The organism is Citrobacter sp. Igbk 16, assembly GCF_028069755.1.
Lineage (GTDB): Bacteria > Pseudomonadota > Gammaproteobacteria > Enterobacterales > Enterobacteriaceae > Citrobacter.
Window position 1 is genome coordinate 107,317 of the sequence record NZ_JANEWJ010000003.1, and the last position, 23,971, is coordinate 131,287.

The following is a 23,971-nucleotide window of genomic DNA, read 5'->3' on the forward strand; positions in this document are numbered from 1 at the left end:
CCGGCATTGTTATTATGAGAGTAATAATTCCGGCTGCATAGATTGTCGAATGCTGCTCTACACTTAGGGTTTTAACATTGAGGGGTTGCAGCATGATTAAGGTCTATGGGGTACCGGGCTGGGGATCGGCCATCAGTGAAGTGATGCTTACACTGGCGGAGATCCCTTACAGCTTTATTAATGTGGACGGCTTTGACAGCGACGGGCCGTCGCGGGCGTTGCTAAAAACTATGAATCCGCTGTGTCAGGTGCCCACACTGATACTGGAAAATGGCAATGTGATGACGGAAACGGCGGCTGTTGCGCTGATGATTCTGGACAGCAGGCCCGAACTGGCGCCGCCTGTCGGACATGTGGAACGTCAACAATTTCAGCGCCTGTTGATTTGGCTGGTGGCAAATGTCTATCCCACGTTTACCTATGCCGATTATCCACAACGCTGGGCACCGGACGCCCCGGCGCAGTTGAAAAAGGGCTGCATTGAGTACCGTAAATCGCTTTATATGTGGCTGAATGACCAGCTAAGCGCCGAACCGTACGCGTTTGGCGATCAGCTCACGTTGCTGGATGTTTATATTGCTGTTATGCGCACCTGGGGGCCAGGACATGACTGGTTTCAGGACAATACGCCCAATATCAGCGCCATCGCGGACGCGGTTTGTCAAATCCCGCGGCTGCGTACTGTACTGAAAAATAACAGAATTATTTGACGCGATGAACGCTTAAAACATGTCTTGCCCCTGTTCGCGGATCATCCTGATAAGTCGTTCTGTGATGGGAGAGGGGCTGCGATCCTTGAGTCGACCAAGAATAAAATGACGGGAATTTGCTGTTCCTTCCAGCGGGATTTCCTTCAATTGTTTATATACCACGCCGCCCTTGGTCAAATTACGCCGGGGTATGAAGCCCAGTAATTCTTTATTTGCCGCAAGGATTTTTGGCATGAGATGAAACGATGATGTTTCTATCTGGGCTTGCGGTGGCGGAAGCCCCCGGCTAATAAAAAACTGATCAATCCAGCGTCGGGAGGCCGTATTTTTCCCCGATAACAACCATCTGTATTCGACAAGATCTTGAGGCGTAATTGACTTCAACTCTTTTGTAAAAATAGGATGTTCGCAGCTGCCGACTAAAACCACAGCATCCTCCATTATCGGGTAAATAATAGCGTTCTCATAGCTAATCGTTTTAGTAACAATAATGATATCTAACTGATAATTCTGCAGATTATCCCAGAGATAATTATTTACTCCGGGAACAATTTCGAGCATAGCGAGGGGGTTTTCTGTCAGAAAAGCCTGACAAAGCTTAGGAATGAGATATTCAGCGACAGTCGGTACACAGCCTATACGTATTTTGCCTGACACTCCGCGAACATAGTTTTCGAGGTCCTGTTCCGTTTGCTCCATAAAAAAGCAGAGCTTTCTGGCCCGTTCGCGCAGTAACTCACCCGCGGCGGTAAGCGTTATACCGTGCCCGCTGCGGGTCAATAATTGTGTACCCACTTCCTCTTCCAGACGCTGGATGCATTTTGACAGCGCAGGTTGCGAGCGCCCAAGGCGTTCTGAGGCTTGAGCGAGGCTACCCACTTCTGCAATAACATAAAAAAACGTCAAATCGCGAATATTGAGATTCATGACTCTACAGCACCTTTTCCCATCCGCCCGGTATTAGCGTCACAGCATGGTAGAGAATGACGCGCCATTATTTTTTGACCTGACAGCAAAAAGATGACGTTTTCTCTTGCATAAAAAGTAAGAAAATACGGCGAAATGTGTGAACCATGCCGCCTGTCAGTTCCGCATTATTACGCAATAACATCCTGGTGAATTAATACAACTAACTGTATTTTATGATGTTTATAAGCGAATTTTGTTTTTACGCTATTTAACGAAAAGTTATTGCCGCTATCAATATTATTGCCTGTTGCGTCGCCTTGTCCTGGGGTAAAAATCTCCCATCCCGACTATGGCAAGGAGAAGAGGATGCGTTTTACCGTATTAATGACGGCACCAAAACTGGCGCCGAAGGGTGTTAAAAAACTAATAGATGCTGACTGTAAAATAATCTATGTAAATGATTCAACGGATCCGCAGGCGATCCTGTCGATTTTATCCACTGAGCCTGTTGATGCTGTTATTTCACGCACGATGGCGCTAACGGGCGAAGCTATCCGTGCTTGTCCAACGCTGAAAGTCATCACCAAACATGGCGTAGGCGTAAGCAACATTGATGTCGATGCGGCGACGGAACGAAATATTCCCGTCCTCGTGACGCCGGGAACAAACTCACAATCGGTTGCCGAACTGGCATTAGGGCTCATGCTGGCGGCCGCCAGGCGCATTGCATCCTATGACCGAGATTTACGCACAGGGAACTGGAGCCGCGCCGGAAACGGCCAACAATTAAGTGGACGCACTTTGGGATTGGTGGGTTTTGGCCAAATAGGACAAACGCTGGCGCAATTCTGTATAGCGCTGGGCATGAAGGTCGTCGCTTACGATCCCATGCTCAAGGCCAGCCCAATCGAACAGGTCACACTTGTCAACGATTTACCGGCGTTGCTTCGCCAAAGCCAGGTGCTCAGCCTACATTGTCCGCTGGTTCCCGCTACCCGAAATCTGATTAACGAAGAGGCGCTTTCACTACTGCCTGATGGTGCAATTCTGGTTAATACCGCCAGAGGGCCGCTGATTGATGAAAATGCGCTGGTAGCGGCTTTGCAGAGTGGAAAAATTGCAGGTGCAGGTCTGGACACTTTCGTTAATGAACCACTGCCCCTCAGCGATGCTATTGCCTCACAACCCACCGTTGTTATGACCCCGCATGTTGGCGGGTCCACGCCTGATGCGTTAGACGCGATGGCTGCGCATGCCGCTGACAACGTGATTAATTTCCTTAACGGAAAACCACTATCCCCGAGTCTGTGTGTTAACCACCTGATTAAATAATATTTACGACGTACTGGAGAATAAAATGTCTATTGGATTCAGAGTCTTTACTCAACGTGAACTGCCTACAGCTGATGTTATCGAAGGTTTCAAAACCATACCAGCAGCAAATATTGCCGACTGTATGGGGCGGCTGAGCGCGATGAATTGCCGCATCCGACGCATGACGGCACCTGCGGAACAAAATATGGTTGGTGTTGCGCTGACGGTAAAAGCGCGTCCTGGCGACAATCTGATGATGCATAAAGCGCTGAACATGATTAAACCTGGCGACATTCTGATCGTTTCCAACGAAGGGGACAGCAGCCAGTCGCTGATGGGCGAGATCATGGTCGCCTACGCCAAATCTCAAGGCATTGCGGGCATCGTGCTGGACGGACCAATGCGTGATCTTGATACCATCTATGCAATGGGGGTTCCAGTTTATGCGACAGGTCATACCCCAGGCGGCCCATTCAAAGAAGGTCCAGGCGAAGTCAATGTTCCTGTAGCCTGCGGCAATATTCACGTTACGCCGGGCGATATTATCGTCGGTGACAGTGATGGCGTCATTGTGATCCCTAAACATGATGCGGCAAAATTGCTGGAAGAAGCTCGCAAGTTTTCTGCCAACGACCATGCAAAACTGGTTGCGGCGCAGACCGGAAAAGCCGATCGCAGTTGGGTGGATAAAGCGCTCGCGGCGAAAGGCTGCGAAACGATTGACGCTGTTTATCCGGGTTAACTCTACAGATGCCAGCCACGTTTGTGGCTGGCTTGCTCAAATAGGCTAATAATAATGGCAGAAAAAATAAAAGCGTTGTCGTTTAAGAAACGGTGGGGAATTCCGTTAGCGATCCTGGCGATGGCGATTACCTATACATTTCCCATGGCAGGACTTTCCATGGAGGGGAAGCATGCGCTGGTATTGTTTGCGGGTGTTTTTATCCTGTTCTTATCCGAACCCATCCCCATTGTTGTTTCAAGCTTACTGATTGTTCCTGCTGCCGTATTATTAAAAGTATGCAGCTTAAAAATGGCACTGTCGGGATTTTCTTCATCTTCCTCTTATCTTCTGGTTGGCGCATTTATTATGGCTGTGGCGCTAACCAAAACACGCTTAGCGGAACGGATTACTTTTTTAATACTTAAAGTTACCGGCAGTAGCGTGCGTAATTTAACACTGGGGGTGACCATTGCGAATATTGTGCTGGCATTCTTTATTCCGTCGTCCACGCCAAGAGTCGCGATACTGCTACCCATTTGTCTGAATTTGATTGCGTTATTTAAAGAAGAAGGGCGAACAAAATTTGCAGTTAATTTGCTGCTCACCATGTCGTTTACTAATTCCACGATCAGCGGCGGTATTTTGACAGCCAATTTACCAAACCCCATTACCGTTGAATTTATTCATAATGCCGGTGGGCCAATGATCTCCTATCTGGATTTTTTGATAGTCGGATTCCCGCCAGCATTACTGATGACGTTTATTACCTGGATCTACCTGCAGTTTGCTTATCCGCCTGAGCAATCGCATATCCCCGGTGGAGAGCAACTGATTAAAGACAGTCTGGACGGGATGGGAAAAATGTCTGCGGCCGAGTGGAAAACGTTGTGGATTTTCCTCGGCGTGGTCTTCCTGTGGGTCACCGGTGATTGGATAGGTGTCGATTCTACCACGGCCTGTATGCTGGGGGCTTGCCTGCTCTTCTTCCCTAAAATTGGCGTGATTAATTGGTCGGAAGCCAATAAAGGCGTGTCGTGGCAAGTGCTGTTCATTTGCGGCGGTGGTGTCAGTATGGGGGCTATTTTGATGAAAACCGGTGCGGCAGAATGGATATCGATGTTGATCTTTAACCATCTGGGTTTATCCACGCTGAGTACCATCGCCTTGCTGATTGTCGTGCTTATCGTCGTGCAATACATGCATATTTTCTTTGTGGGCACGACCGCGATGGCGGCAGCAATGTTGCCTGTACTGATTGGTATTGCCCATGCGGCAGGTCTGCCACCGGCAATGCTGGCGTTACCGGGTGGGATGATTATTGGCGCTTATCCATTATTGATGTTTTATAACACCATTCCGGGCGTGTTGGTCTTTGGTACCGGGAAGGTTGCTATCAATGATTATCCGCGCGTCGGTATTGTACTGTGTGCGATTGCTTGTCTGATTTATGCATTATGCGCATTGTATTATTGGCCAATGCTTGGCGTATTTTGATTTTTAGGAATAATTATTGATTTGTTATTAGCGATTATTTTACCGTGATGTTTATCTGAAACATCGCGTGGTTGATTATATCTGTCGATAACCTTGTAAAGGATATTATATGAAAGTTACGCTTCTTGGCGCTGCCGGAGGAATAGGGCAAGCTTTGTCGTTACTCCTTAAATTAAACATGCCAGAGGGGTCTGAACTCGCACTCTACGATATATCAACAGCAACCCCAGGGATTGCTGTTGATTTAAGCCATATCCCAACCGATGTGCATATTCACGGATATTGTGGCACTCAGATCCAACATGCGTTAGATGGTGCAAATATTGTTATTGTCTGTGCTGGTATTGCCCGTAAGCCGGGAATGGATCGTTCTGACCTCTTCAGTATTAATGCCAATATTATTCATCAGCTTATTGGTGATGTCGCAAAAATATGCCCGGATGCCTGTATTGGTATTATTACTAACCCGGTTAATACCACAGTGGCGATTGCCGCTAATGTCCTGCAAAAGGCTGGCGTCTACGATAAAAGCAAGCTCTTTGGCATCACCACGTTGGATGTCATTCGCGCAAATACGTTTGTTGCACAAATGAAAGGCTGCAGCGTGCGGGACGTTGAGGTTCCGGTCATCGGTGGACATTCAGGCGTCACGATCCTGCCGTTGTTCTCGCAGCTTACGGAGATAAAACTTTCCGATGACGAGATCCGTGCGCTGACAGACCAGGTACAACATGCCGGGACTCGGGTCGTCGAGGCTAAAGCGGGAGCCGGGTCGGCCACATTATCAATGGGGCAGGCAGCCGCACGTTTTTGTTTGTCGTTACTCCGTGCACTGAGTGGGGAACAAGGCATTGTGGAATGCGCATATGTAGAAAGCGGCAGCCAATACGCCCGTTTTTTTGCCCAGCCAGTAGAATTGGGCGTCAACGGAGTATCTCGCGTTATTGCGCTAACTGACCTGAGCCGCATTGAGCAGGATGCACTCGAGGCAATGCAAAGCGAACTGCGGAAAGATATTGCGTTTGGTGAGCGGTTTGTTTGTAAGAATTAACCGTGGTGGTTTTGAAAAAGCCGATCGTCGAAATCGGCTTTCAACGTTTGCCAGGCCGGTAACGTTGTGCATCTGAGCATCATTGTAGACCAAAGACGTCTGGAGGAATTTTGCTAACTGGCGCATATTACGTTATCGCTGTTTTACCCAAAACAATAAGGAACCTGCAATGCCGCATATCGATATTAAATGTTTTCCTCGCGCCCTTACCGATGAACAAAAAACCGCGCTGGCGGCGGATATTACAGATGTCATTATTCGTCATTTGCAAAGCAAAGACAGCTCAGTCAGCGTGGCATTGAATGAGATTGAGCCTGAGGCGTGGCAAGCCGTATGGGATGCGGAAATCGTGCCGCAGATGGACACGTTGATTAAAAAACCCGGTTACAGTATGTGAGAAAAAACGGGCGAGTCATTCGCCCGTTTTTGATGCCATTATGGCGTGACAATATTGAACCAGAATTCAAATTTGTCCATGTAACCGAGCATGGCGTCGAGCTTGGCGGCGTCTCCGGTAATTTTCACGTCACCGCTGTCTTGCGCCTGCTTCAGCGTCACTTCCTTGAGGATGATTTTGTTCAGCGTATCGCGATTGAGCGCGATAGTGGCATCCGCATCTTTCGCTTCGGAATTAGCGGTATGGTTCAGAACACCGTTTTCCAGCTCCAGTTTGTATTTACCACCATCGCTACCAAGGTCGATATTGAATACTGATTTCGCATCGCCCGCTTTCTGCCCGTTAATATGTACCGCCAGGTAGTCGAAGAACATTTCTGGCGTCATGGCGCGGACAGTATCCGGACTGGCCGTATTCGGCGTCGGGCCTTTCACCACGCCGTTGCGCAGTTCTTGTGCGCCCGTCAGGTAGAAGTTACGCCACGGACCAGACTCTGCCTGATAGCCTAATTGTTCCAGCGCATCGGCTTCCAGGTTTCGCGCGGCCTGGTTGTTCGGATCGGCAAATACGACTTTGCTCACCACCTGTGCAACCCAGCGATAGTTGCCCTGATCGTAGTCAGCTTTTGCTTTTTGCAGAATGGCATCCGCACCGCCCATATAGTCGACGAATTTCTTCGCCGCTTCTTCCGGCGGCAGTTCATCAAGTGTGGCTGGGTTGCCGTCAAACCAGCCGAGGTACAGCACGTAGGTGGCTTTCACATCATGGCTAACGGAGCCATAGTACCCGCGGTTCGCCCAGGTGTGTGCCAGTGAATCCGGCAACGTAAAGTTCGCCGCGATTTCATCACGGGTCAGACCTTCGTTGGCCATGCGCAGCGTCTGGTCGTTAATATAACGGTATAGATCGCGTTGGCTTTTCAGTAGGCTCACCACCTTGTCATTGCCCCAGGTTGGCCAATGGTGCTGTGCCATCAGAATTTCCGCTTTATCACCCCAGCGAACAATTGCTTCGTTGATGTATTTGGACCACGGCAACGGTTCGCGAATTTTTGCACCGCGCAGAGAGTAGGTGTTGTGCAGGGTATGGGTGACATCTTCAGCCGATTCGATGAGTTTTTTCTCTTCGATGTACCACAACATTTCTGAAGGCGCTTCGGAGCCTGGAGCCAACATGAAGTCATAGGTCAGGCCATCAATAACCTCTTTTTGCCCATCTTTCTCGATGATATTCGTTGGCGCAATCAGTGTAACCGTCCCTGCGGAAGTGGTGGTTCCCAGTCCCGCGCCGACCTGGCCTTTAGCATCCGGTTTTAGCAGGTTGCCGTACATGTAGCTGGCGCGGCGGCTCATGACGTTACCGGCCATGATGTTTTCAGCAACCGCTGCTTCCATAAAACCGGCAGGCGCATAGACCTTCACTTTGCCTGCTTTAACATCGGCTTCATCAACAACACCGCGCACACCACCGTAATGGTCGACGTGGCTGTGGGTATAAATCACCGCGACAACCGGTTTTTTGCCACGGTTTTTAAAGTAGAGATCCATGCCGACTTTGGCCGTTTCTGCCGACACTAATGGGTCAACAACGGTGATACCTTCTTTACCTTCGATGATGGTCATATTCGACAAATCGAGGTTACGGATCTGATAGACACCCTCCGTGACTTCAAACAACCCGCTGATATTGATCAACTGAGACTGGCGCCACAAGCTCGGGTTTACCGTATCCGGTGCCTTATCGCCTTCCTTAATAAACGCGTACTGTTGCGGATTCCAGATAACGTTGCCTTGTTCACCTTTGATCACGTCCTGAGGAATCGGGGCGATAAAGCCTTTGTGCGCGTCGGTAAAGTCGGTGTTATCAGAAAAGGGGAGTTGATTGTAGAGTGCATTGTTGGCTTGTTGCGTGGCTGCCGTCGCCTCTTTTGGGGCTTCAGCAGACATGACGGGAACAGCAAAAGACGTTAATAACCCAGCAAGTATAAAGCTTTGTGCGATTCTATTAAGTTGCATCGTAAAACCTCTCTGACACTTCATAAGTCCAGTTCTGGGGGGATGCTGCTTTAACGGATTGCGTTTTGAACCAATATTTGACTTAGTGCACGATTAACTATAATTCACATGAATGATTCGGCAAGGTAAGGGAAACGATTTATCTGACTGGTTTTTCGGAAGTTTTGAGAAGGCTGATAGGGATGACAGGCGGATCTGCCATCCATTTGTCGGTGATTATTTACCGGCAGTAACCTGTTTCCCGCTGGTGACAAATGTTCCGGCACCAAGGTGATGCAGGGTATTGAGTTTGCCATCATCAAACTGCCAACGACCTTCCACGAAGACTCGCTCATCAGCGGCAGCCGAGACCACTTCGCCAAACAAGGTGTCATATTTGTCCTGAGCCGCTGTGGCAGGAAGCAGGCGGCATTCCATCCAGGCGAGACACTTGGCTTCTACTAGCGGCAGCCCCAATACCGGGCCTTTGACTACCGGAATGCCGTAGCAGTTGAACTTATCTTCTATTCGACCGGAAACACTCCCTACGGCATAGGTCCAGTTCGTCGCGGCAACACCTGGAATAACAATACCAAATTGACCGCTACGTTCGATCAGTTCGCGCGACCAGGCAGTCTTGTCGACAACAATGGCTACCCGCGGCGGATCAAATTCCACGGGCATTGACCACGCGGCCGCCATCACATTACGCCGTTCTGTATTCGCGTCACGACTGGTTATCAAAATGGTGGGGCCGTGATTAAGCAGTCGGCTGGCGTGTTGTAATTCAACCGGACGAAAATGACTCATAGCGACTCCTCGGCAGAATAAAAATGACATCACAATAAACATAGATAGTAACGGGATTAGCGATTTTGTCGCCTCGCCGGGGGGAACAGCGCACAAAAACGACAGCGTAAAATTAAAAATGCGTTATAAGTACAACATTCAACAAACAGGAATCCCGTATGACGCCTTTTTTAAACGCTTATTTTGCCCGTATTGGCTGGTCAGGTGTGCCCAACGTCGACATTGAAACGTTGAGAGCGCTGCACTTACTGCATAACGGTGCCATACCCTTTGAAAATCTTGATGTGCTGCTGCCGCGTGAAATGCAGCTTGACGATGTGTCCCTTGAAGAGAAGTTGGTCACTGCTCGCCGCGGTGGCTATTGCTTTGAACAAAATGGTGTATTTGAACGGGCGCTGCGCGACATCGGCTTTACCGTACGCAGTTTGCTGGGACGCGTGGTATTGGCGAATCCGTCAAGCCTACCGCCGCGTACACATCGCCTGTTACTGGTTGAATTACAGGGTGAACAGTGGATCGCTGATGTTGGATTTGGCGGACAAACGCTGACAGCGCCGATTCGTCTGCAGGCTAACATTGAGCAGAAGACGCCACACGGCGAATATCGCCTGATTCAGGAGGGGGAAGACTGGATATTGCAGTTCCGCCATCATGATCACTGGCAGTCAATGTACCGATTCGATCTGGTGGTGCAACATCACAGCGATTATCTGATGGGTAATTTCTGGTCTGCACACTGGCCGCAGTCGCATTTCCGCCACCATTTGCTGATGTGTCGCCATTTACCCGACGGCGGCAAGCTGACGTTGACCAATTTCCACTTTACTCATTATCAGGATGGTCACGCGGTAGATCAGATTAATCTGCCTGACGTTGCCAGCTTGTATACGCTGTTGCAGGAACGCTTCGGCCTGGGCGTTGACGATGTAAAACACGGCTTTAGCGAGGAGGAACTGGCGACAGTAATGGCGGCGTTTGATACGCATCCGGAGGCGGGAAAATAGGGGCATCAGAATTAATGCCGGATGCGGCGTAATCGCCTTATCCGGCCTACCTGAAGATTTAAAAATCGATCGCCCATTCGGCGTGAAACAGGATCACTGCAGAGCCGGAAATCGTCACTTTTTCTGGCTGGTTATCACGGATTGTTACCGCCACATCAACCACACCGTCGCGTCCCAGCGCACGCCCCTGGTGCCCCTGAACATGCAACGTTTTGCCATCATGGGCCATCAGGTTATGGTGTACCAGCCAGGCCCCCATTGGACCATTCGCGTTGCCGGTAACCGGATCTTCCACAATTCCGATAGCCGGTGAAAACATGCGGCCATCGGTTGCGTTTTCGCCCGGACGGAGTTGAAACGGGAAGAAGCCGTTACAGCCAATCTCTTTGCTAATTGCCGTCAGCGCGGGCAGGTCAGGGGAAAGGGCGTCAATATTCACCTCGGGCTTCAGTGGGATCATCACTTTTGAATGCCCGGTAGATGCCACCTGAATCGGCAACCCAGGCAGCATATCGTCTTCAGTTAGGTGCAGCGCGTTAATAATCGCACGGCGAATGGCCCCATCCAGCGGCGCCTCAAAAACAGGTTTCCCTTGCTCCAGGCTGATGCGGTAGTCAGCGCCGTGCGTGCGTACGTCGACCCGGTGGCGACCGGCGAGTGACGTTTGCCAGACGGTCGTATCACTCAGCCCCAGCACGTTGGCGCGAACATAATGCGCGGCGACGGTAGCATGCCCACAGATGGGCACTTCGACCGTTGGCGTGAAGTAGCGAATACGCACATCGCTGTCGTCACTGGTCAGTAGAAAAGCCGTTTCCGAATGGCGCAGCTCACGTGCTATCAGCTGCATCTGGGCGTCACTCAACCCATCCGCATGCAGCACAACTCCCGCTGAATTGCCGCGAAAGGGTTCTGAGGTAAAGGCATCAACGTGGTAAACCTGTGGTTTCATTGGCGTTCTCCTGGAATGGAGAAGCATCATAACGTACAAAAAGTGGGATAGCGATGCTGCCCGGTAAGTGCACGCGCTACCGGACAGCAGAGAAAATTATCGGCGAGAACGTACTATCTGGTAACGGCGGGTGAAATACTCAACCGGTGCGCTCCAGACGTGAACCAGACGAGTGAACGGGAACAGCAGGAAAATCGTCATCCCCAGCACCAGGTGTACCCGGAAGATTAACGCCACGCCATCCAGATGCGCAGACGCACCGCCCTGGAAGGTGACGACCGACTGCGCCCAGCCCACCAGTTTCAGCATTTCACTGCCGTCCGGATGTTGTGCCGAAAACGGGATAGTGGTCAGGCCGAGGATACACTGAATCAACAGGATACACAGGATCAGGATATCTGCAGTGGAGGACGTTGCGCGAATACGCGAGTTCGTCAGACGGCGCACCAGCAGACCCACGCCGCCTACCAGCGTCAATACGCCACACAGACCGCCGGCAATCATCGCCATCTGTTGTTTCACGGCAACTGGCAGGAACCAGGCATACATCCAGTGTGGGGTTAACATGCCAAACAGGTGTCCAAAGAAGATCCCCAAAATGCCGATATGGAACAAGTTTGACCATAGCACCATACCGCGTTTATCCAGCATCTGGCTGGAGGAGGCACGCCAGGTGTACTGTCCGTAGTCGTAGCGTAACCAACTCCCGAGGATAAACACCGTGCCGCACAGATACGGGTAGATGTCGTAAAAAAAGACGTTCAGATACTGTATCATTTCGGGCCTCCCGCGCTGACGTCGACATACTGTGGTGCCACGTCCTGGCTAAAGCGTCGTTGATAGTTTTGTAACGGTGAACTGTCACAGGCAGTCGCATTATCCTCAATAAATTTCACCTGTTCCTCTTCCCAGACGGCATCCAGTGCCTGACGGGTATCATCGCGGGTTTCAGCCCCAACCTGCTTCGTGACACTGTCACTTGATAGAGGGCTTCCGGCAAGCAGCAGCAGGGCGTCAAACAGTTGATACCAGGGGGTATCGCGCTGTTTTAATCGACCGCCGAGCAGCGCCAGTATCGGTGCAACGTTCTGCAATCCCTCTTTGGCTTCTGTTTCAGGCAGCACGCTTAAATATTCCAGATACAGCGGCAGGTGATCCGGCAGTTCGCGACAGTTGAGTTGTAGCCCAACTTTTTCGTACTGGGCCAGCAGGTCGACCATCGCCTGACCGCGGTCGCGGGATTCGGCATGCACATGCTCGAACAGCAGCAGTGAGGTGGCGCGTCCACGGTCAAATACTTCACACCATTCGGCTTGTTTATCCAGTAACGGAGCATTGAGCAGTTCGTGGGTAAACCCGCTTAGCATGGGCGCATCGCTGGCGACCAGCGCGAAGGCGTCATCTTTGCACTCCCAGAGCAACGCGTCCGGGTATTCCATCAGCAGACCGATAACCTTGAGGATTTGCATTATTGACCCTCCGCTTTATCGCGTACTTCGGTGATATCGATAGCGTCAATGCGGCTACTGTTAAACAGATTGAACTTGGTATCCGAGCCGTGACAGCCGTCGCCGAAGGTGAAGCCGCAACCGTTTTTCTCCGGGAAAGCGTCACGTGCCATTTCACGATGGCTGGTTGGGATCACAAAGCGGTCTTCGTAGTTGGCAATGGCCAAATAGCGGTACATCTCCTCAACCTGTTCAACGGTTAAGCCCACTTCCTCAATTGCACGGGTATCGGTTACGCCTTCCACGGTTTGCGAGCGCATGTAGTGTCGCATCGCCATCATGCGTTTCAGGGCGCGCAGTACCGGACCGGTATCACCTGCACTGAGCATGTTGGCGAGGTACTGGACCGGGATTCGCAGTGACTCAACCGCGGGCAGAATGTTGCCATTGTGCGGCAGACCACCGGCATCAGCGTAAGACTGAATCGGTGACAACGGCGGCACATACCAGACCATCGGCAGGGTGCGATACTCCGGGTGCAGCGGCAGTGCCAACTTCCAGTCCATCGCCATTTTGTAAACCGGTGAACGCTGGGCCGCTTCAATCACGTTGTGCGGAATACCCTGTTTCAGCGCTTCTTCAATGACGGCCGGATCGTGCGGGTTAAGGAACACATCGCACTGACGCTCATAAAGATCGGTTTCATGTTCGGTGCTGGCCGCTTCCTCGATGCGATCGGCATCGTACAGCAGCACGCCAAGATAGCGAATACGTCCGACGCAGGTTTCGGAACACACGGTAGGTTGGCCGGATTCAATACGTGGATAGCAGAAGATGCATTTTTCTGATTTGCCGCTCTTCCAGTTAAAGTAGATTTTCTTATACGGACAACCGCTGATGCACAAACGCCAACCACGGCACTTATCCTGGTCGATCAGCACGATGCCATCTTCTTCACGCTTATAGATAGCGCCACTCGGGCAGGTGGCGACACAGCTTGGGTTCAGGCAGTGTTCGCACAGGCGTGGCAAATACATCATGAAGGTGTTTTCAAACTGACCGTACATCTCCTTTTGCATCTTCTCGAAGTTACGGTCACGGGCACGTTTTGAGAATTCACCGCCAAGTAATTCTTCCCAGTTTGGACCCCAGATAATTTTGTCCATCCGTTTACCATCAATCAGCGAGCGCGGGCGGGCAGTGGGCTGATTTTTGCCTTCCGGCGCACTGTGCAAGTGCTGGTAATCGTAGGTAAACGGCTCGTAATAATCATCGATTTGCGGAATGACAGGGTTGGCGAAAATTTTGGTGATGACCCCCATCTTGCCGCCCAAGCGCGGTCTGATCTTACCGTTAACATCGCGCACCCAGCCGCCTTGCCACTCTTCCTGGTCCTCCCAGTTTTTCGGGTAACCAATGCCGGGTTTTGTCTCGACGTTGTTAAACCACGCATATTCCATCCCTTCACGCCCGGTCCAGACGTTTTTGCAGGTGACGGAGCAGGTGTGGCAGCCGATGCACTTATCCAGATTCAGAACCATGCCTACCTGTGAGCGTATTTTCATTTTTTCGCCTCCTGTACCTGATCGCGACCTTCATCATCCAGCCAGTTAATATTTTTCATTTTCCTAATCATGATGAACTCATCGCGGTTAGAGCCGACTGTTCCGTAATAGTTGAAGCTGTACGCCAACTGCGCATAGCCGCCAATCATGTGGGTCGGTTTAGGACACACACGGGTGACGGAGTTATGAATACCGCCGCGCATTCCGGTGACTTCGGAGCCGGGTATATTCATGATTCGTTCCTGTGCGTGGTACATCATGGTCATGCCTGGCGGTACACGCTGGCTGACCACCGCGCGTGCGGTTAGTGCTCCGTTTGCATTGAAAGCTTCGATCCAGTCGTTGTCTTCAATACCTAACTCCTTAGCATCAGTTTCACTGATCCAGACAATCGGCCCGCCACGTGACAGCGTTAGCATCAGCAGGTTTTCACTGTAGGTAGAGTGGATGCCCCATTTCTGGTGCGGCGTCAGGAAGTTGAGTGCTTTCTCCGGGAAGCCGTTTGGCGGTATCTCACGCATTTCGCTGACGCTACGGGTATCAATGGGTGGACGATACGCCACCAGACTTTCCCCGAAGGCGCGCATCCACGCGTGATCCTGATACAGTTGCTGACGACCCGACAGGGTGCGCCATGGGATCAGCTCATGCACGTTGGTATAACCGGCGTTATAGGAGACGTGCTCGCTTTCAAGACCCGACCAGGTCGGGCTGGAGATGATTTTGCGCGGCTGCGCCTGAATGTCGCGAAAACGAATCTTTTCGTCTTCTTTGTTCAACGCCAGATGCGTATGGTCCCGACCGGTCATTGCCCCCAGCGCTTCCCACGCCTTCACCGCCACCTGACCGTTGGTTTCCGGCGCCAGTGCGAGGATCACTTCCGAGGCATCCAGCGCGGTGTCGATCAGCGGGCGGCCTTTCGCCGGACCTTCGCGCTTGGTGTAATTCAACTTGCCGAGGAAATCGACCTCTGCCTGGGTATTCCACGCAATACCTTTCCCACCGTTGCCGAGCTTGTCCATCAACGGCCCGAGCGAGGTGAAGCGTTCGTAAGTGGCGGGATAATCACGCTCCACAACGGCGATATTGGGCGCGGTCTTACCCGGAATAAGGTCGCATTCGCCTTTACGCCAGTCCAAAATATCAAACGGCTGCGCCAGTTCAGCTGGGGAGTCGTGCTGCAGCGGTTGCAGTACCACATCGGTTTCTTGTCCCAGATGGCCGACACACACCTCAGAAAACACCTTGGCGATGCCTTTATAAATTTCCCAGTCGCTTTTTGACTCCCAGGCAGGATCGACTGCAGCCGACAGCGGGTGAATAAACGGATGCATATCCGAGGTATTCATATCGTCTTTTTCATACCAGGTGGCGGTAGGTAACACGATATCGGAGAACAGACAGGTGCTGGACATGCGGAAGTCGAGCGTCACCAACAGGTCGAGCTTGCCTTCAATCGCCGCCGACTGCCATTCCACTTCCTCCGGTTTAATGCCATCGGTTTCGCCAAGCGCTTCACCCTGAATCCCGCTTTCAGTACCCAGCAGATATTTGAGCATGTATTCATGCCCTTTACCGGAAGAGCCCAACAGGTTAGAACGCCAGACGAACAGGTTACGTGGATGGTTTTTGCCGCTGTCAGGTTGTTCGCAGGCAAAGCGGATATCACCGGATTTCAGTGCCTGCGCGGTATATTCAGCAGGGGATAATCCGGCTTGTTGTGCCTTTGCTTTTACCGTGAGTGGGTTAAGGTTGAGTTGCGGAGCAGACGGTAGCCAGCCCATCCGCTCGGCGCGGACGTTGAAGTCGATCAGATGTCCGGTGAACTTCGAGGCATCGGCCAACGGAGAGAGCAGCTCCTGCGCGGTGACTTTCTCATAACGCCACTGGCTGGAGTGGTTGTAGAAAAACGAGGTACTGTTCATCTGGCGCGGTGGACGGTTCCAGTCCAGCGCAAAGGCCAATGGCAACCAGCCGGTTTGCGGGCGCAGTTTCTCCTGACCCACATAGTGTGCCCAGCCGCCGCCGCTTTGTCCGACACAGCCACAGAACACCAGGATGTTGATCATCCCTCGATAGTTCATGTCCATGTGGTACCAGTGGTTCACACCCGCACCGAGGATGATCATCGAGCGACCGTGGGTTTTGTGTGCGGTATCGGCAAACTCACGGGCGATTTGTTCGATATGACGGCTCGGAACACCCGTAATTTGTTCGCCCCAGGCCGGTGTGTAGGCTTTAACTTCGGTGTAATCTTTCGCGCTATGGATATCATCCAGTCCACGGTCCAGACCATAATTTGCCAGTACCAGATCATAGACGCTGACCACCGGGCAAACGCTGCCATCCGCGAGGGTGAGACGTTTTACCGGCAATTGTCGAATCAGTACCGGTTCCTGCTTCACGCTGCGAAAATGTGGGTTTTCATTGCCGCCAAAGTAAGGGAAAGCGACACCGGCCACGTTATCGTGCTGTCCGAGCAATGACAACGACAGTTCTGTTTCCGCGCCAGCCGCCAGCGGCTCCAGGTTCCATTTCCCTTTTTCACCCCAACGAAAGCCAATCGAACCGTTCGGCACGACCAGTTCACCGTTGCTGTTAAACGCTACGGTTTTCCACTCCGGGTTGTTGGTTTCACCCAGACCATCTATCAGGTCTGAAGCACGCATCATTCGACCAGGGACAAAACTACCATCTTCGCGGGCATCCAGCAGGACCAGCATGGGCATATCGGTGTAGCGGCGGCAGTAATTGAGGAAGTAATCGCTGGGTTTGTCGAGGTGGAATTCTTTGAGGATCACGTGCCCCATGGCCATGGCCAGTGCGCTGTCGGTCCCTTGTTTCGGTGCCAGCCACTGGTCGCATAACTTGGCGACCTCCGAGTAGTCCGGTGTAATGGCAATTGTCTTGGTGCCTTTGTAACGCACTTCCGTAAAGAAGTGGGCGTCTGGCGTACGGGTTTGTGGGACGTTTGAGCCCCAGGCAATGATATAGCTGGAGTTATACCAGTCGGCTGACTCCGGAACGTCGGTCTGCTCACCCCAGGTCATGGGTGACGCCGGCGGTAAATCGCAGTACCAGTCATAGAAGCTCAGGCAGGTTCCACCTAGCAGCGAGAGGTAACGCGTACCCGCCGCGTAGGAAACCATCGACATGGCGGGAATGGGTGAGAATCCGGCCACCCGGTCCGGGCCATAGGTTTTTACCGTCCAGACGTTGGCGGCGGCAATCAGTTGGTTTAGCTCTTTCCAGTTGGAACGAATAAACCCGCCGCGCCCGCGCACCTGTTTGTAGCTCTGGCATTTTTGCGGGTCGTTCATGATCGATTCCCAGGCCAGCACCGGGTCGGGCTGGCGGGACAGGGCGTCGCGCCACAGTTCGATCAAACGTTTACGTACCAGCGGGTATTTCAGGCGGTTAGCGCTGTAGAGATACCAGGAATAGCTGGCACCGCGCGGGCAGCCGCGTGGCTCATGGTTGGGCAGATCGGGACGGGTTCGCGGGTAGTCAGTTTGTTGTGTTTCCCAGGTCACAAGTCCGTTTTTAACGTAGATTTTCCAGCTGCATGAGCCGGTACAGTTCACGCCGTGGGTAGACCGCACAATTTTGTCGAACTGCCAGCGTTGACGATAGCTGTCTTCCCAGTCCCGGTTGGTGTGCATCACTTGCCCATGCCCCTCGGCAAACGTCTCGCCCTTTTGTTTAAAGTAGCGAAAGCGATCCAACAGTTTACTCATGACATTTCTCCTGCTCCTAATGGACGCTGCCTACGATCTGCAGGCCAAATAGTTGTTATTTTTTTTGCGATTTGCGGCCATAGACCAACCAGGTCACCAGCACGCAGACGATGTAAAACACTAAAAAGATTTTCATTGCTCCTACCGGCGAACCGGTCAGCGCCAGAGAAGAACCAAAGGCTTTTGGAATGAAGAAACCACCCACGGCGCCGATGGCGGAGATAAAACCCAGTGCCGCTGCGGTATCGGTCACCGCTTCACGCTGGGCTTGTTCTTCCGTTCCACCCTGTAGCTTCACGCGGTAGATGGTGATTTTGCGAAAGATCACCGCAATCATCTGGAAGGTTGAACCGCTGCCCAGTCCCGCGGTCAGGAACAAGCCCATGAACACCAGATAGAAGGCAACAAAATTTCCTTCTCCTGAGCCGGGGAGGGTAAGAAACAGCAGCGCACTGAACAGCGCCATAAAGATAAAGTTGATTAACGTGACCCGTACTCCGCCGAACCTGTCAGAGATGACGCCACCCGCCGAGCGTGCCAGTGCGCCGATAAACGGCCCAAAGAACGCCAGTTGCAGAATATTAACGTCGGGGAACTGGGTTTTCGCTAGCATGGCAAAACCGGCTGAAAAGCCGATAAACGAACCGAAAGTGGCAAGGTACAACAGGCTTAGCAGCCACAGATGAAAGCGTTTAAGGACCGGTAACTGAGAGGCGATTGAGGCCTTGGAACTGGCGATGTCATTCATTCCCACGCCCGCAGCCAGCGTTGAGAGCAGCAGCAGCGGAACCCAAATCCATGCGGCGTTTGCCAGTGACAATAACGAACCATCAGGCTGCGGTACGCCTTGTACCCCTAAAAAGGTGAATAGGGGTAGGAAAATGACTAACGGCGCGATTAACTGCATCACGCTGACACCAAGGTTACCGAGACCGCCATTCACGCCCAGCGCACTGCCTTGCTTCGCTTTCGGGAAAAAGAAACTGATATTACCCATACTGGAGGCAAAATTGGCACCGGCAAAACCACACATCAGCGCAATGATGATAAATACACCGAAAGGAGTAGCGGTATTTTGCACAGCGAAACCGAGCCATACACAGGGAATAACCAGGATTATCGTACTAAAAACGGTCCAACGGCGGCCGCCAAATATAGGTACCATAAAGGAGTAGGGGACGCGTAATATTGCGCCAGACAGAGAGGGTAATGCCGTTAATAAAAAGAGTTGATCGGTGGTGAAATTAAAACCAATTTTATTTAAGTTTACCGCAACCGCACTAAATAACATCCAGACGCAGAATGCGAGTAGTAAGCAACTCACTGATATCCAGAGGTTTCTTCGCGCAATGTGTTTGCCTTTATTTTCCCAAAAAGCGGGATTTTCTGGTTTCCAGTCAGTCAAAAGATAACGATTATTCTTCTCATTTGGTGATGACATATTTTCCTCACATGCGCACGTCGGTCAATAAATAAACGCCTGGGGTTCCGCACTGGTGCTAATTAGAAATTATTGAAAAGTTTTAGGAATATTGACTGAAAGGATAGATAAAAAAGCGCAATAACGCGGCGTGTCAGAGGAATAACACGTTGCTTAAGTGTTACTAATTGTAAATAGAAAAGATGTATTGTTAATTCATGTATAACATCAAATAAATAACTCCAGCGTTATCATGCGATCCAGGTGGCGATCGAAAGCCGGATCGGCCATTTCTGCAAAGCCCAGCATATACATCCCATCCAGTCCGCAAACCAGCGCAATTAAACGCCAGGCGACGTCGGCGGCATCAGGCGCTGAGGAGAATTCACCCGCTTTCTGCCCGTGGGTAATGATTGCAGCGGTTTCTTCATGCCACATACGCATTGTGAGCAGGTAAGCGCTTTTGATTTCCGGGTCCTTATCGGCCAGGATCTGCGCTTCGCGCCACAGCTTGATATACGGCTCGAACCCACCGTCTTCACTTCCCAACATGGCATGAAGTCGTTCACGGTAAGATGCGTTTTCACTGACCAGTTCGGCATCAAGAAGGGTGCGGATCAGGCGGACAAAGGCCTGGGATTTGAGCTCACCGGCAGAGGTAAAATGATGATGCAGTTGCCCGGTCGCTACCTGAGCCTCCGTGGCAATGCGTCTCACGGTCATGGCGGAAAATCCTTCTTCAAGCGCCACGCGCATTGCCGCCTGCAGGATCAATTCCCGACGTTCATCCCGATTCATATAGCTCATACATCCTCCCTATATTCACATTATTGGCAGTTTAACAAAAAGTTGGACATGCGTTCAATTTTCCGTAGGATCGCTAAAGCTGGACATGTGTCCAGTTTCAGTTTTGTAGGGAGTTTTATGTTTCGTCAGTGGTTAACGTTAGTGATTATTGTGCTGGTCTACATCCCTGTTGCGATTGATGCAACGGTGCTGCACGTTGCCGCGCCCACGCTGAGTATGACGCTGGGTGCCAGTGGTAACGAGCTGCTGTGGATCATTGATATCTATTCTCTGGTGATGGCCGGTATGGTGTTACCGATGGGGGCGTTGGGCGATCGCATCGGTTTTAAACGTTTGTTGATGCTGGGTGGTGGGCTATTTGGTCTGGCTTCGCTGGCTGCCGCGTTTGCTCACAGTGCCGGCTGGCTAATCGCAACCCGGGCCGTGCTGGCCATTGGTGCAGCGATGATCGTTCCGGCGACGCTGGCAGGTATTCGTGCCACCTTTGCCGAACAACGTCATCGCAATATGGCGCTTGGCGTCTGGGCTGCCGTCGGTTCCGGCGGTGCGGCATTTGGTCCCTTAGTCGGTGGTATGTTGCTGGAGCATTTCTACTGGGGCTCTGTGTTCTTAATCAATGTGCCCATTGTTCTGGTGGTGATGACATTGACCGCACGTTACGTGCCACGCCAGAGCGGACGTCGCGATCAGTCGTTAAATTTTGGCCATGCGATTATGTTGATCGTGGCGATTTTACTGCTGGTTTACAGTGCTAAAACGGCGCTAAAAGGGCATATGGCGACCGGGGTTATCGTATTGACGCTGCTAACCGGAGCAGTGCTGTTGTGGAAATTTGTGCGTATTCAACTCGCGGCCTCACGCCCAATGATTGATATGCGGTTGTTCACCCATCGCATTATCTTAAGTGGCGTGGTCATGGCGATGACGGCGATGATCACCCTGGTAGGGTTCGAGTTGCTGATGGCCCAGGAATTACAGTTTGTTCACGGTTTAACGCCGTATCAGGCGGGGCTGTTTATGCTACCCGTCATGCTGGCAAGTGGCTTCAGCGGCCCGATTGCCGGTATGTTGGTTTCACGGCTGGGATTGCGCTGCGTGGCAACGGCAGGTATGGCGTTGAGTGCAGTCAGTTTCTACGGCCTGGCAATGACGGATTTCAGCACTCAGCAGATCCAGGCCTGGATATTAATGGCGTTACTGGGGTTCAGTGCCGCCAGCGCGCTACTGGCTTCAACGGCAGCCATTATGGCGGCAGCCCCGGCTGAAAAAGCCGCTGCTGCGGGGGCTATCGAAACCATGGCCTATGAACTGGGTGCCGGTCTTGGGATTGCGATTTTTGGTCTCTTGCTAAGCCGTAGTTTTTCCGCGTCGATTCTACCGCCTGCCGGCCTCAATGCGCAGGAGCTGGAACGTGCTTCATCGTCAATGGGTGAGGCGGTGCAATTAGCACATTCCCTTTCGCCGACCCTTAGCGACGCGTTGCTTGCAGCTGCCAGAGAAGCATTTACCTGGTCGCACAGCGTGGCATTGAGCAGCGCTGGCAGCATGCTTATCGTATTAGCGGTAGGGATGTGGTTCAGCCTGGCAAAAGTGAACCGTCAATAACTAGTGAGCTAAATGACAGGGGTAATCCATCGCTTCGACTTCTTTTCCACTCAGGCGAGCGTATTGCCCCGTCAACCTCCAGAAAGCAGGCTGTGTTTCGGTATAGATTTCAGCCGCCAGAATCAGACGGCGACGATCGACCTCATTCAGCTCCAGCAATGTCCACGGAATAAAGTAGCGATCGCTATCGGTCAGTGTAAACCATAAGGGGCATCCACAGCCGGAACAGAAGAAACGTTCTCCGCGCGTTGATGAGGGAAAGTGCGAAGGTTCTGCTGAATCAGGGGACAGTAGTGGATGACCGCAGGCTTCCAGATACATGGCGACACCACCGGACCACTTCTGGCACAGCGTGCAGTGGCAGGCATAGACATCAAGCATTTCGACGTTTACGGTAAAATGACTCTGTCCGCAAAGACAACGACCAGTGAACGTCTGCACGGCATACTCCTTATGACCGAGTCTACATCAAGAGAAAAAGCCAGCCCTGGATGGACTGGCTTTGTATTCAACTTACAACAAAATTAGAACTGGTAGTTCAGACCAACTGCCACGATGTTGTCAGTGCTAACACGGGCGTCAGAAGTGAATTTGTTGTCGTCCAGCAGGTTGATTTTGTAATCAACGAAGGTAGACATGTTTTTGTTGAAGTAGTAGGTCGCACCCAGATCGATGTATTCAACCAGATCCTGGTCGCCGTAAACACCCAGATCTTTACCTTTGGATTTCAGGTAAGCGATGGACGGACGCAGACCGAAGTCGAACTGGTACTGAGCAACAGCTTCAAAGTTCTGCGCTTTGTTAGCGATACCGTTAACTTTACCGAAGGTGGTCATGTTGCGGGTTTCAGAGTAGGTGGTTGCCAGGTAGATGTTATTCGCATCATATTTCAGGCCAGCAGCCCATACTTCTGCGTTTTTACCGGAAGCGTAGAATTCGTTGTTACCATTACGCATCTGGTCATCAGTACGGTCAGATTTCGCATAGGTTGCACCGATGCCGAAGCCTTCGTATTCATAAGTAGAAGACAGACCGAAACCGTCGCCGTTCGCTTCATGTAATTCATCTTCGTTGGTACGGTCGTTTTTGCCCTGATACTGAGCAGCAAAGTTCAGACCTTCAACCAGACCGAAGAAGTCAGTGTTACGGTAAGTTGCAACGCCGGTAGCACGCTGAGTCATGAAGACGTCAGTCTGGGTCCAGGTATCACCGCCGAATTCTGGCAGGACGTCAGTCCATGCGCCGATGTCGTAAGCTACGCCGTAGTTACGACCGTAGTCGAAAGAACCGTATTCAGCGAATTTCAGGCCAGCGAATGCCAGACGGGTTTTGTCTGCTTCGGAACCTTGATCTTCAGAACGGTTGCCTTTGAATTCATATTCCCACTGGCCGAAACCAACCAGTTGGTCGTTGATCTGAGTTTCGCCTTTGAAGCCCAGACGCGCGTAAGTTTTGTCACCATCGCTGCTGGTATCGTCAGAGAAGTAATGCTGAGCGTGAACTTTACCGTACAGATCCAGTTTGTTACCGTCTTTGTTATAAATCTCAGCTGCGTTTACCGCACCCGCTGCCAACAGGGTAGTCACTGCCACTGCAACTAATTTAAGTTTCATTCTAAATAATCCTTATAATTTTTTCTTGGTGTGTTTCCTAAACCATTGCTAAACGAGGCCGTTCATCAATGACGAACTATTTTTAAATGACGATGTGGTATTAGTTCAATAATAAGTTTCATAATATTGCGGAATATTTGAATTTGTGTGATCCAGATCTACATAATACAGCTGATTATATTAATCTTAATATGTGACCTTTTGTTGGGATATATTTTCGACGGGGACTATTGTGCTGATTATGGTTTACTAATCGTTAGTAACCTATGTAAAATATATACAACCGGAGGGTTATAGGTGAACATATAATATTTTCGGGTGTTTATTAACTACCAGTCATTTAACATTTAATTAAACAAATAAAAACATAAAACACAAGCGAAATGTACAATAATTATCCGTTAACTGACCAGAGTG

The 23,971-nt window shown here is 51.2% G+C and carries 20 protein-coding genes; 8 read left to right on the forward strand and 12 right to left on the reverse strand.

Translation table 11 applies throughout. The features are described from left to right. Nucleotides 1–92: 92 nt before the first annotated feature. Complete coding sequence (locus tag NNO03_RS03525) at nucleotides 93–710, forward strand: glutathione S-transferase family protein (protein ID WP_271442330.1); 618 nt, start codon at nucleotides 93–95, stop codon at nucleotides 708–710. A gap of 12 nt (nucleotides 711–722) precedes the next feature. Here the strand turns inward: NNO03_RS03525 and NNO03_RS03530 are convergent, their stop codons facing one another. After that, on the reverse strand, nucleotides 723–1,637 hold the full coding sequence (locus tag NNO03_RS03530) for a LysR family transcriptional regulator (protein ID WP_271448828.1): 915 nt from the start codon (nucleotides 1,635–1,637) through the stop codon (nucleotides 723–725). 348 nt (nucleotides 1,638–1,985) lie between these two features. On the opposite strand from NNO03_RS03530, the gene NNO03_RS03535 reads away from it, so the two are divergent. From NNO03_RS03535 to pptA, 5 genes are all read left to right on the forward strand, one after another. Continuing rightward, complete coding sequence (locus NNO03_RS03535) at nucleotides 1,986–2,951, forward strand: hydroxyacid dehydrogenase (RefSeq protein WP_271442332.1); 966 nt, start codon at nucleotides 1,986–1,988, stop codon at nucleotides 2,949–2,951. A gap of 25 nt (nucleotides 2,952–2,976) precedes the next feature. Beyond that, nucleotides 2,977–3,675 (forward strand): RraA family protein, encoded by a 699-nt coding sequence (locus tag NNO03_RS03540; RefSeq protein WP_137381838.1) that lies wholly within the window; start codon nucleotides 2,977–2,979, stop codon nucleotides 3,673–3,675. A gap of 54 nt (nucleotides 3,676–3,729) precedes the next feature. Next, entirely contained in the window at nucleotides 3,730–5,151 is a 1,422-nt protein-coding gene (locus NNO03_RS03545; protein WP_271442333.1) for a DASS family sodium-coupled anion symporter, read from the forward strand. 109 nt (nucleotides 5,152–5,260) lie between these two features. Beyond that, nucleotides 5,261–6,202, forward strand: a complete 942-nt coding sequence (mdh, locus tag NNO03_RS03550) for a malate dehydrogenase (protein WP_271448829.1) — start codon at nucleotides 5,261–5,263, stop codon at nucleotides 6,200–6,202. A 169-nt stretch (nucleotides 6,203–6,371) separates the two neighbouring features. Then, nucleotides 6,372–6,599 carry a tautomerase PptA gene (pptA, locus tag NNO03_RS03555; protein WP_271442335.1) on the forward strand — a complete coding sequence of 76 codons (228 nt, stop codon included), beginning with the start codon at nucleotides 6,372–6,374 and terminating at the stop codon, nucleotides 6,597–6,599. Nucleotides 6,600–6,637: 38 nt separating this feature from the next. On the opposite strand, the gene NNO03_RS03560 is transcribed toward pptA, so the two are convergent. Together NNO03_RS03560 and NNO03_RS03565 are read right to left on the reverse strand one after the other, a co-directional pair. Beyond that, a complete protein-coding gene (locus NNO03_RS03560) occupies nucleotides 6,638–8,614 on the reverse strand; it encodes an alkyl/aryl-sulfatase (protein ID WP_271448830.1) in 1,977 nt (658 codons plus the stop codon). Nucleotides 8,615–8,830: 216 nt separating this feature from the next. Beyond that, a complete protein-coding gene (locus NNO03_RS03565) occupies nucleotides 8,831–9,403 on the reverse strand; it encodes a flavin reductase family protein (RefSeq protein ID WP_271442337.1) in 573 nt (190 codons plus the stop codon). A 158-nt stretch (nucleotides 9,404–9,561) separates the two neighbouring features. On the opposite strand from NNO03_RS03565, the gene nhoA reads away from it, so the two are divergent. Beyond that, a complete protein-coding gene (nhoA, locus tag NNO03_RS03570) occupies nucleotides 9,562–10,407 on the forward strand; it encodes an N-hydroxyarylamine O-acetyltransferase (protein WP_271448831.1) in 846 nt (281 codons plus the stop codon). A 58-nt stretch (nucleotides 10,408–10,465) separates the two neighbouring features. On the opposite strand, the gene NNO03_RS03575 is transcribed toward nhoA, so the two are convergent. From NNO03_RS03575 to NNO03_RS03605, 7 genes are all read right to left on the reverse strand, one after another. Beyond that, on the reverse strand, nucleotides 10,466–11,359 hold the full coding sequence (locus NNO03_RS03575) for a PhzF family isomerase (RefSeq protein ID WP_271448832.1): 894 nt from the start codon (nucleotides 11,357–11,359) through the stop codon (nucleotides 10,466–10,468). 96 nt (nucleotides 11,360–11,455) lie between these two features. Then, complete coding sequence (gene narI / locus NNO03_RS03580; RefSeq protein ID WP_271448833.1) at nucleotides 11,456–12,136, reverse strand: respiratory nitrate reductase subunit gamma; 681 nt, start codon at nucleotides 12,134–12,136, stop codon at nucleotides 11,456–11,458. Beyond that, nucleotides 12,133–12,828: a nitrate reductase molybdenum cofactor assembly chaperone gene (gene narW, locus NNO03_RS03585; RefSeq protein WP_271448834.1), complete on the reverse strand. Its 696-nt coding sequence runs from the start codon at nucleotides 12,826–12,828 to the stop codon at nucleotides 12,133–12,135. Before narW ends, narI begins: the two co-directional genes overlap by 4 nt. After that, nucleotides 12,828–14,372, reverse strand: coding sequence for a nitrate reductase subunit beta (gene narH / locus NNO03_RS03590; RefSeq protein ID WP_271448835.1), 1,545 nt, complete (start codon nucleotides 14,370–14,372; stop codon nucleotides 12,828–12,830). Before narH ends, narW begins: the two co-directional genes overlap by 1 nt. Next, nucleotides 14,369–18,109, reverse strand: a complete 3,741-nt coding sequence (locus NNO03_RS03595) for a nitrate reductase subunit alpha (RefSeq protein ID WP_271448836.1) — start codon at nucleotides 18,107–18,109, stop codon at nucleotides 14,369–14,371. Before NNO03_RS03595 ends, narH begins: the two co-directional genes overlap by 4 nt. Nucleotides 18,110–18,164: 55 nt before the next feature. Next, a complete protein-coding gene (locus tag NNO03_RS03600; RefSeq protein WP_271448837.1) occupies nucleotides 18,165–19,550 on the reverse strand; it encodes a NarK family nitrate/nitrite MFS transporter in 1,386 nt (461 codons plus the stop codon). 207 nt (nucleotides 19,551–19,757) lie between these two features. Further along, nucleotides 19,758–20,336, reverse strand: coding sequence for a TetR family transcriptional regulator (locus tag NNO03_RS03605; RefSeq protein ID WP_271448838.1), 579 nt, complete (start codon nucleotides 20,334–20,336; stop codon nucleotides 19,758–19,760). 117 nt (nucleotides 20,337–20,453) lie between these two features. Between NNO03_RS03605 and NNO03_RS03610 the strand changes: the two genes are divergently transcribed. Further along, entirely contained in the window at nucleotides 20,454–21,941 is a 1,488-nt protein-coding gene (locus tag NNO03_RS03610) for an MFS transporter (protein ID WP_271448839.1), read from the forward strand. On the opposite strand, the gene NNO03_RS03615 is transcribed toward NNO03_RS03610, so the two are convergent. After that, nucleotides 21,942–22,322: a GFA family protein gene (locus tag NNO03_RS03615; protein WP_271442846.1), complete on the reverse strand. Its 381-nt coding sequence runs from the start codon at nucleotides 22,320–22,322 to the stop codon at nucleotides 21,942–21,944. A gap of 143 nt (nucleotides 22,323–22,465) precedes the next feature. Beyond that, entirely contained in the window at nucleotides 22,466–23,554 is a 1,089-nt protein-coding gene (ompD, locus tag NNO03_RS03620) for a porin OmpD (protein ID WP_271448840.1), read from the reverse strand. Nucleotides 23,555–23,971 lie beyond the last annotated feature (417 nt).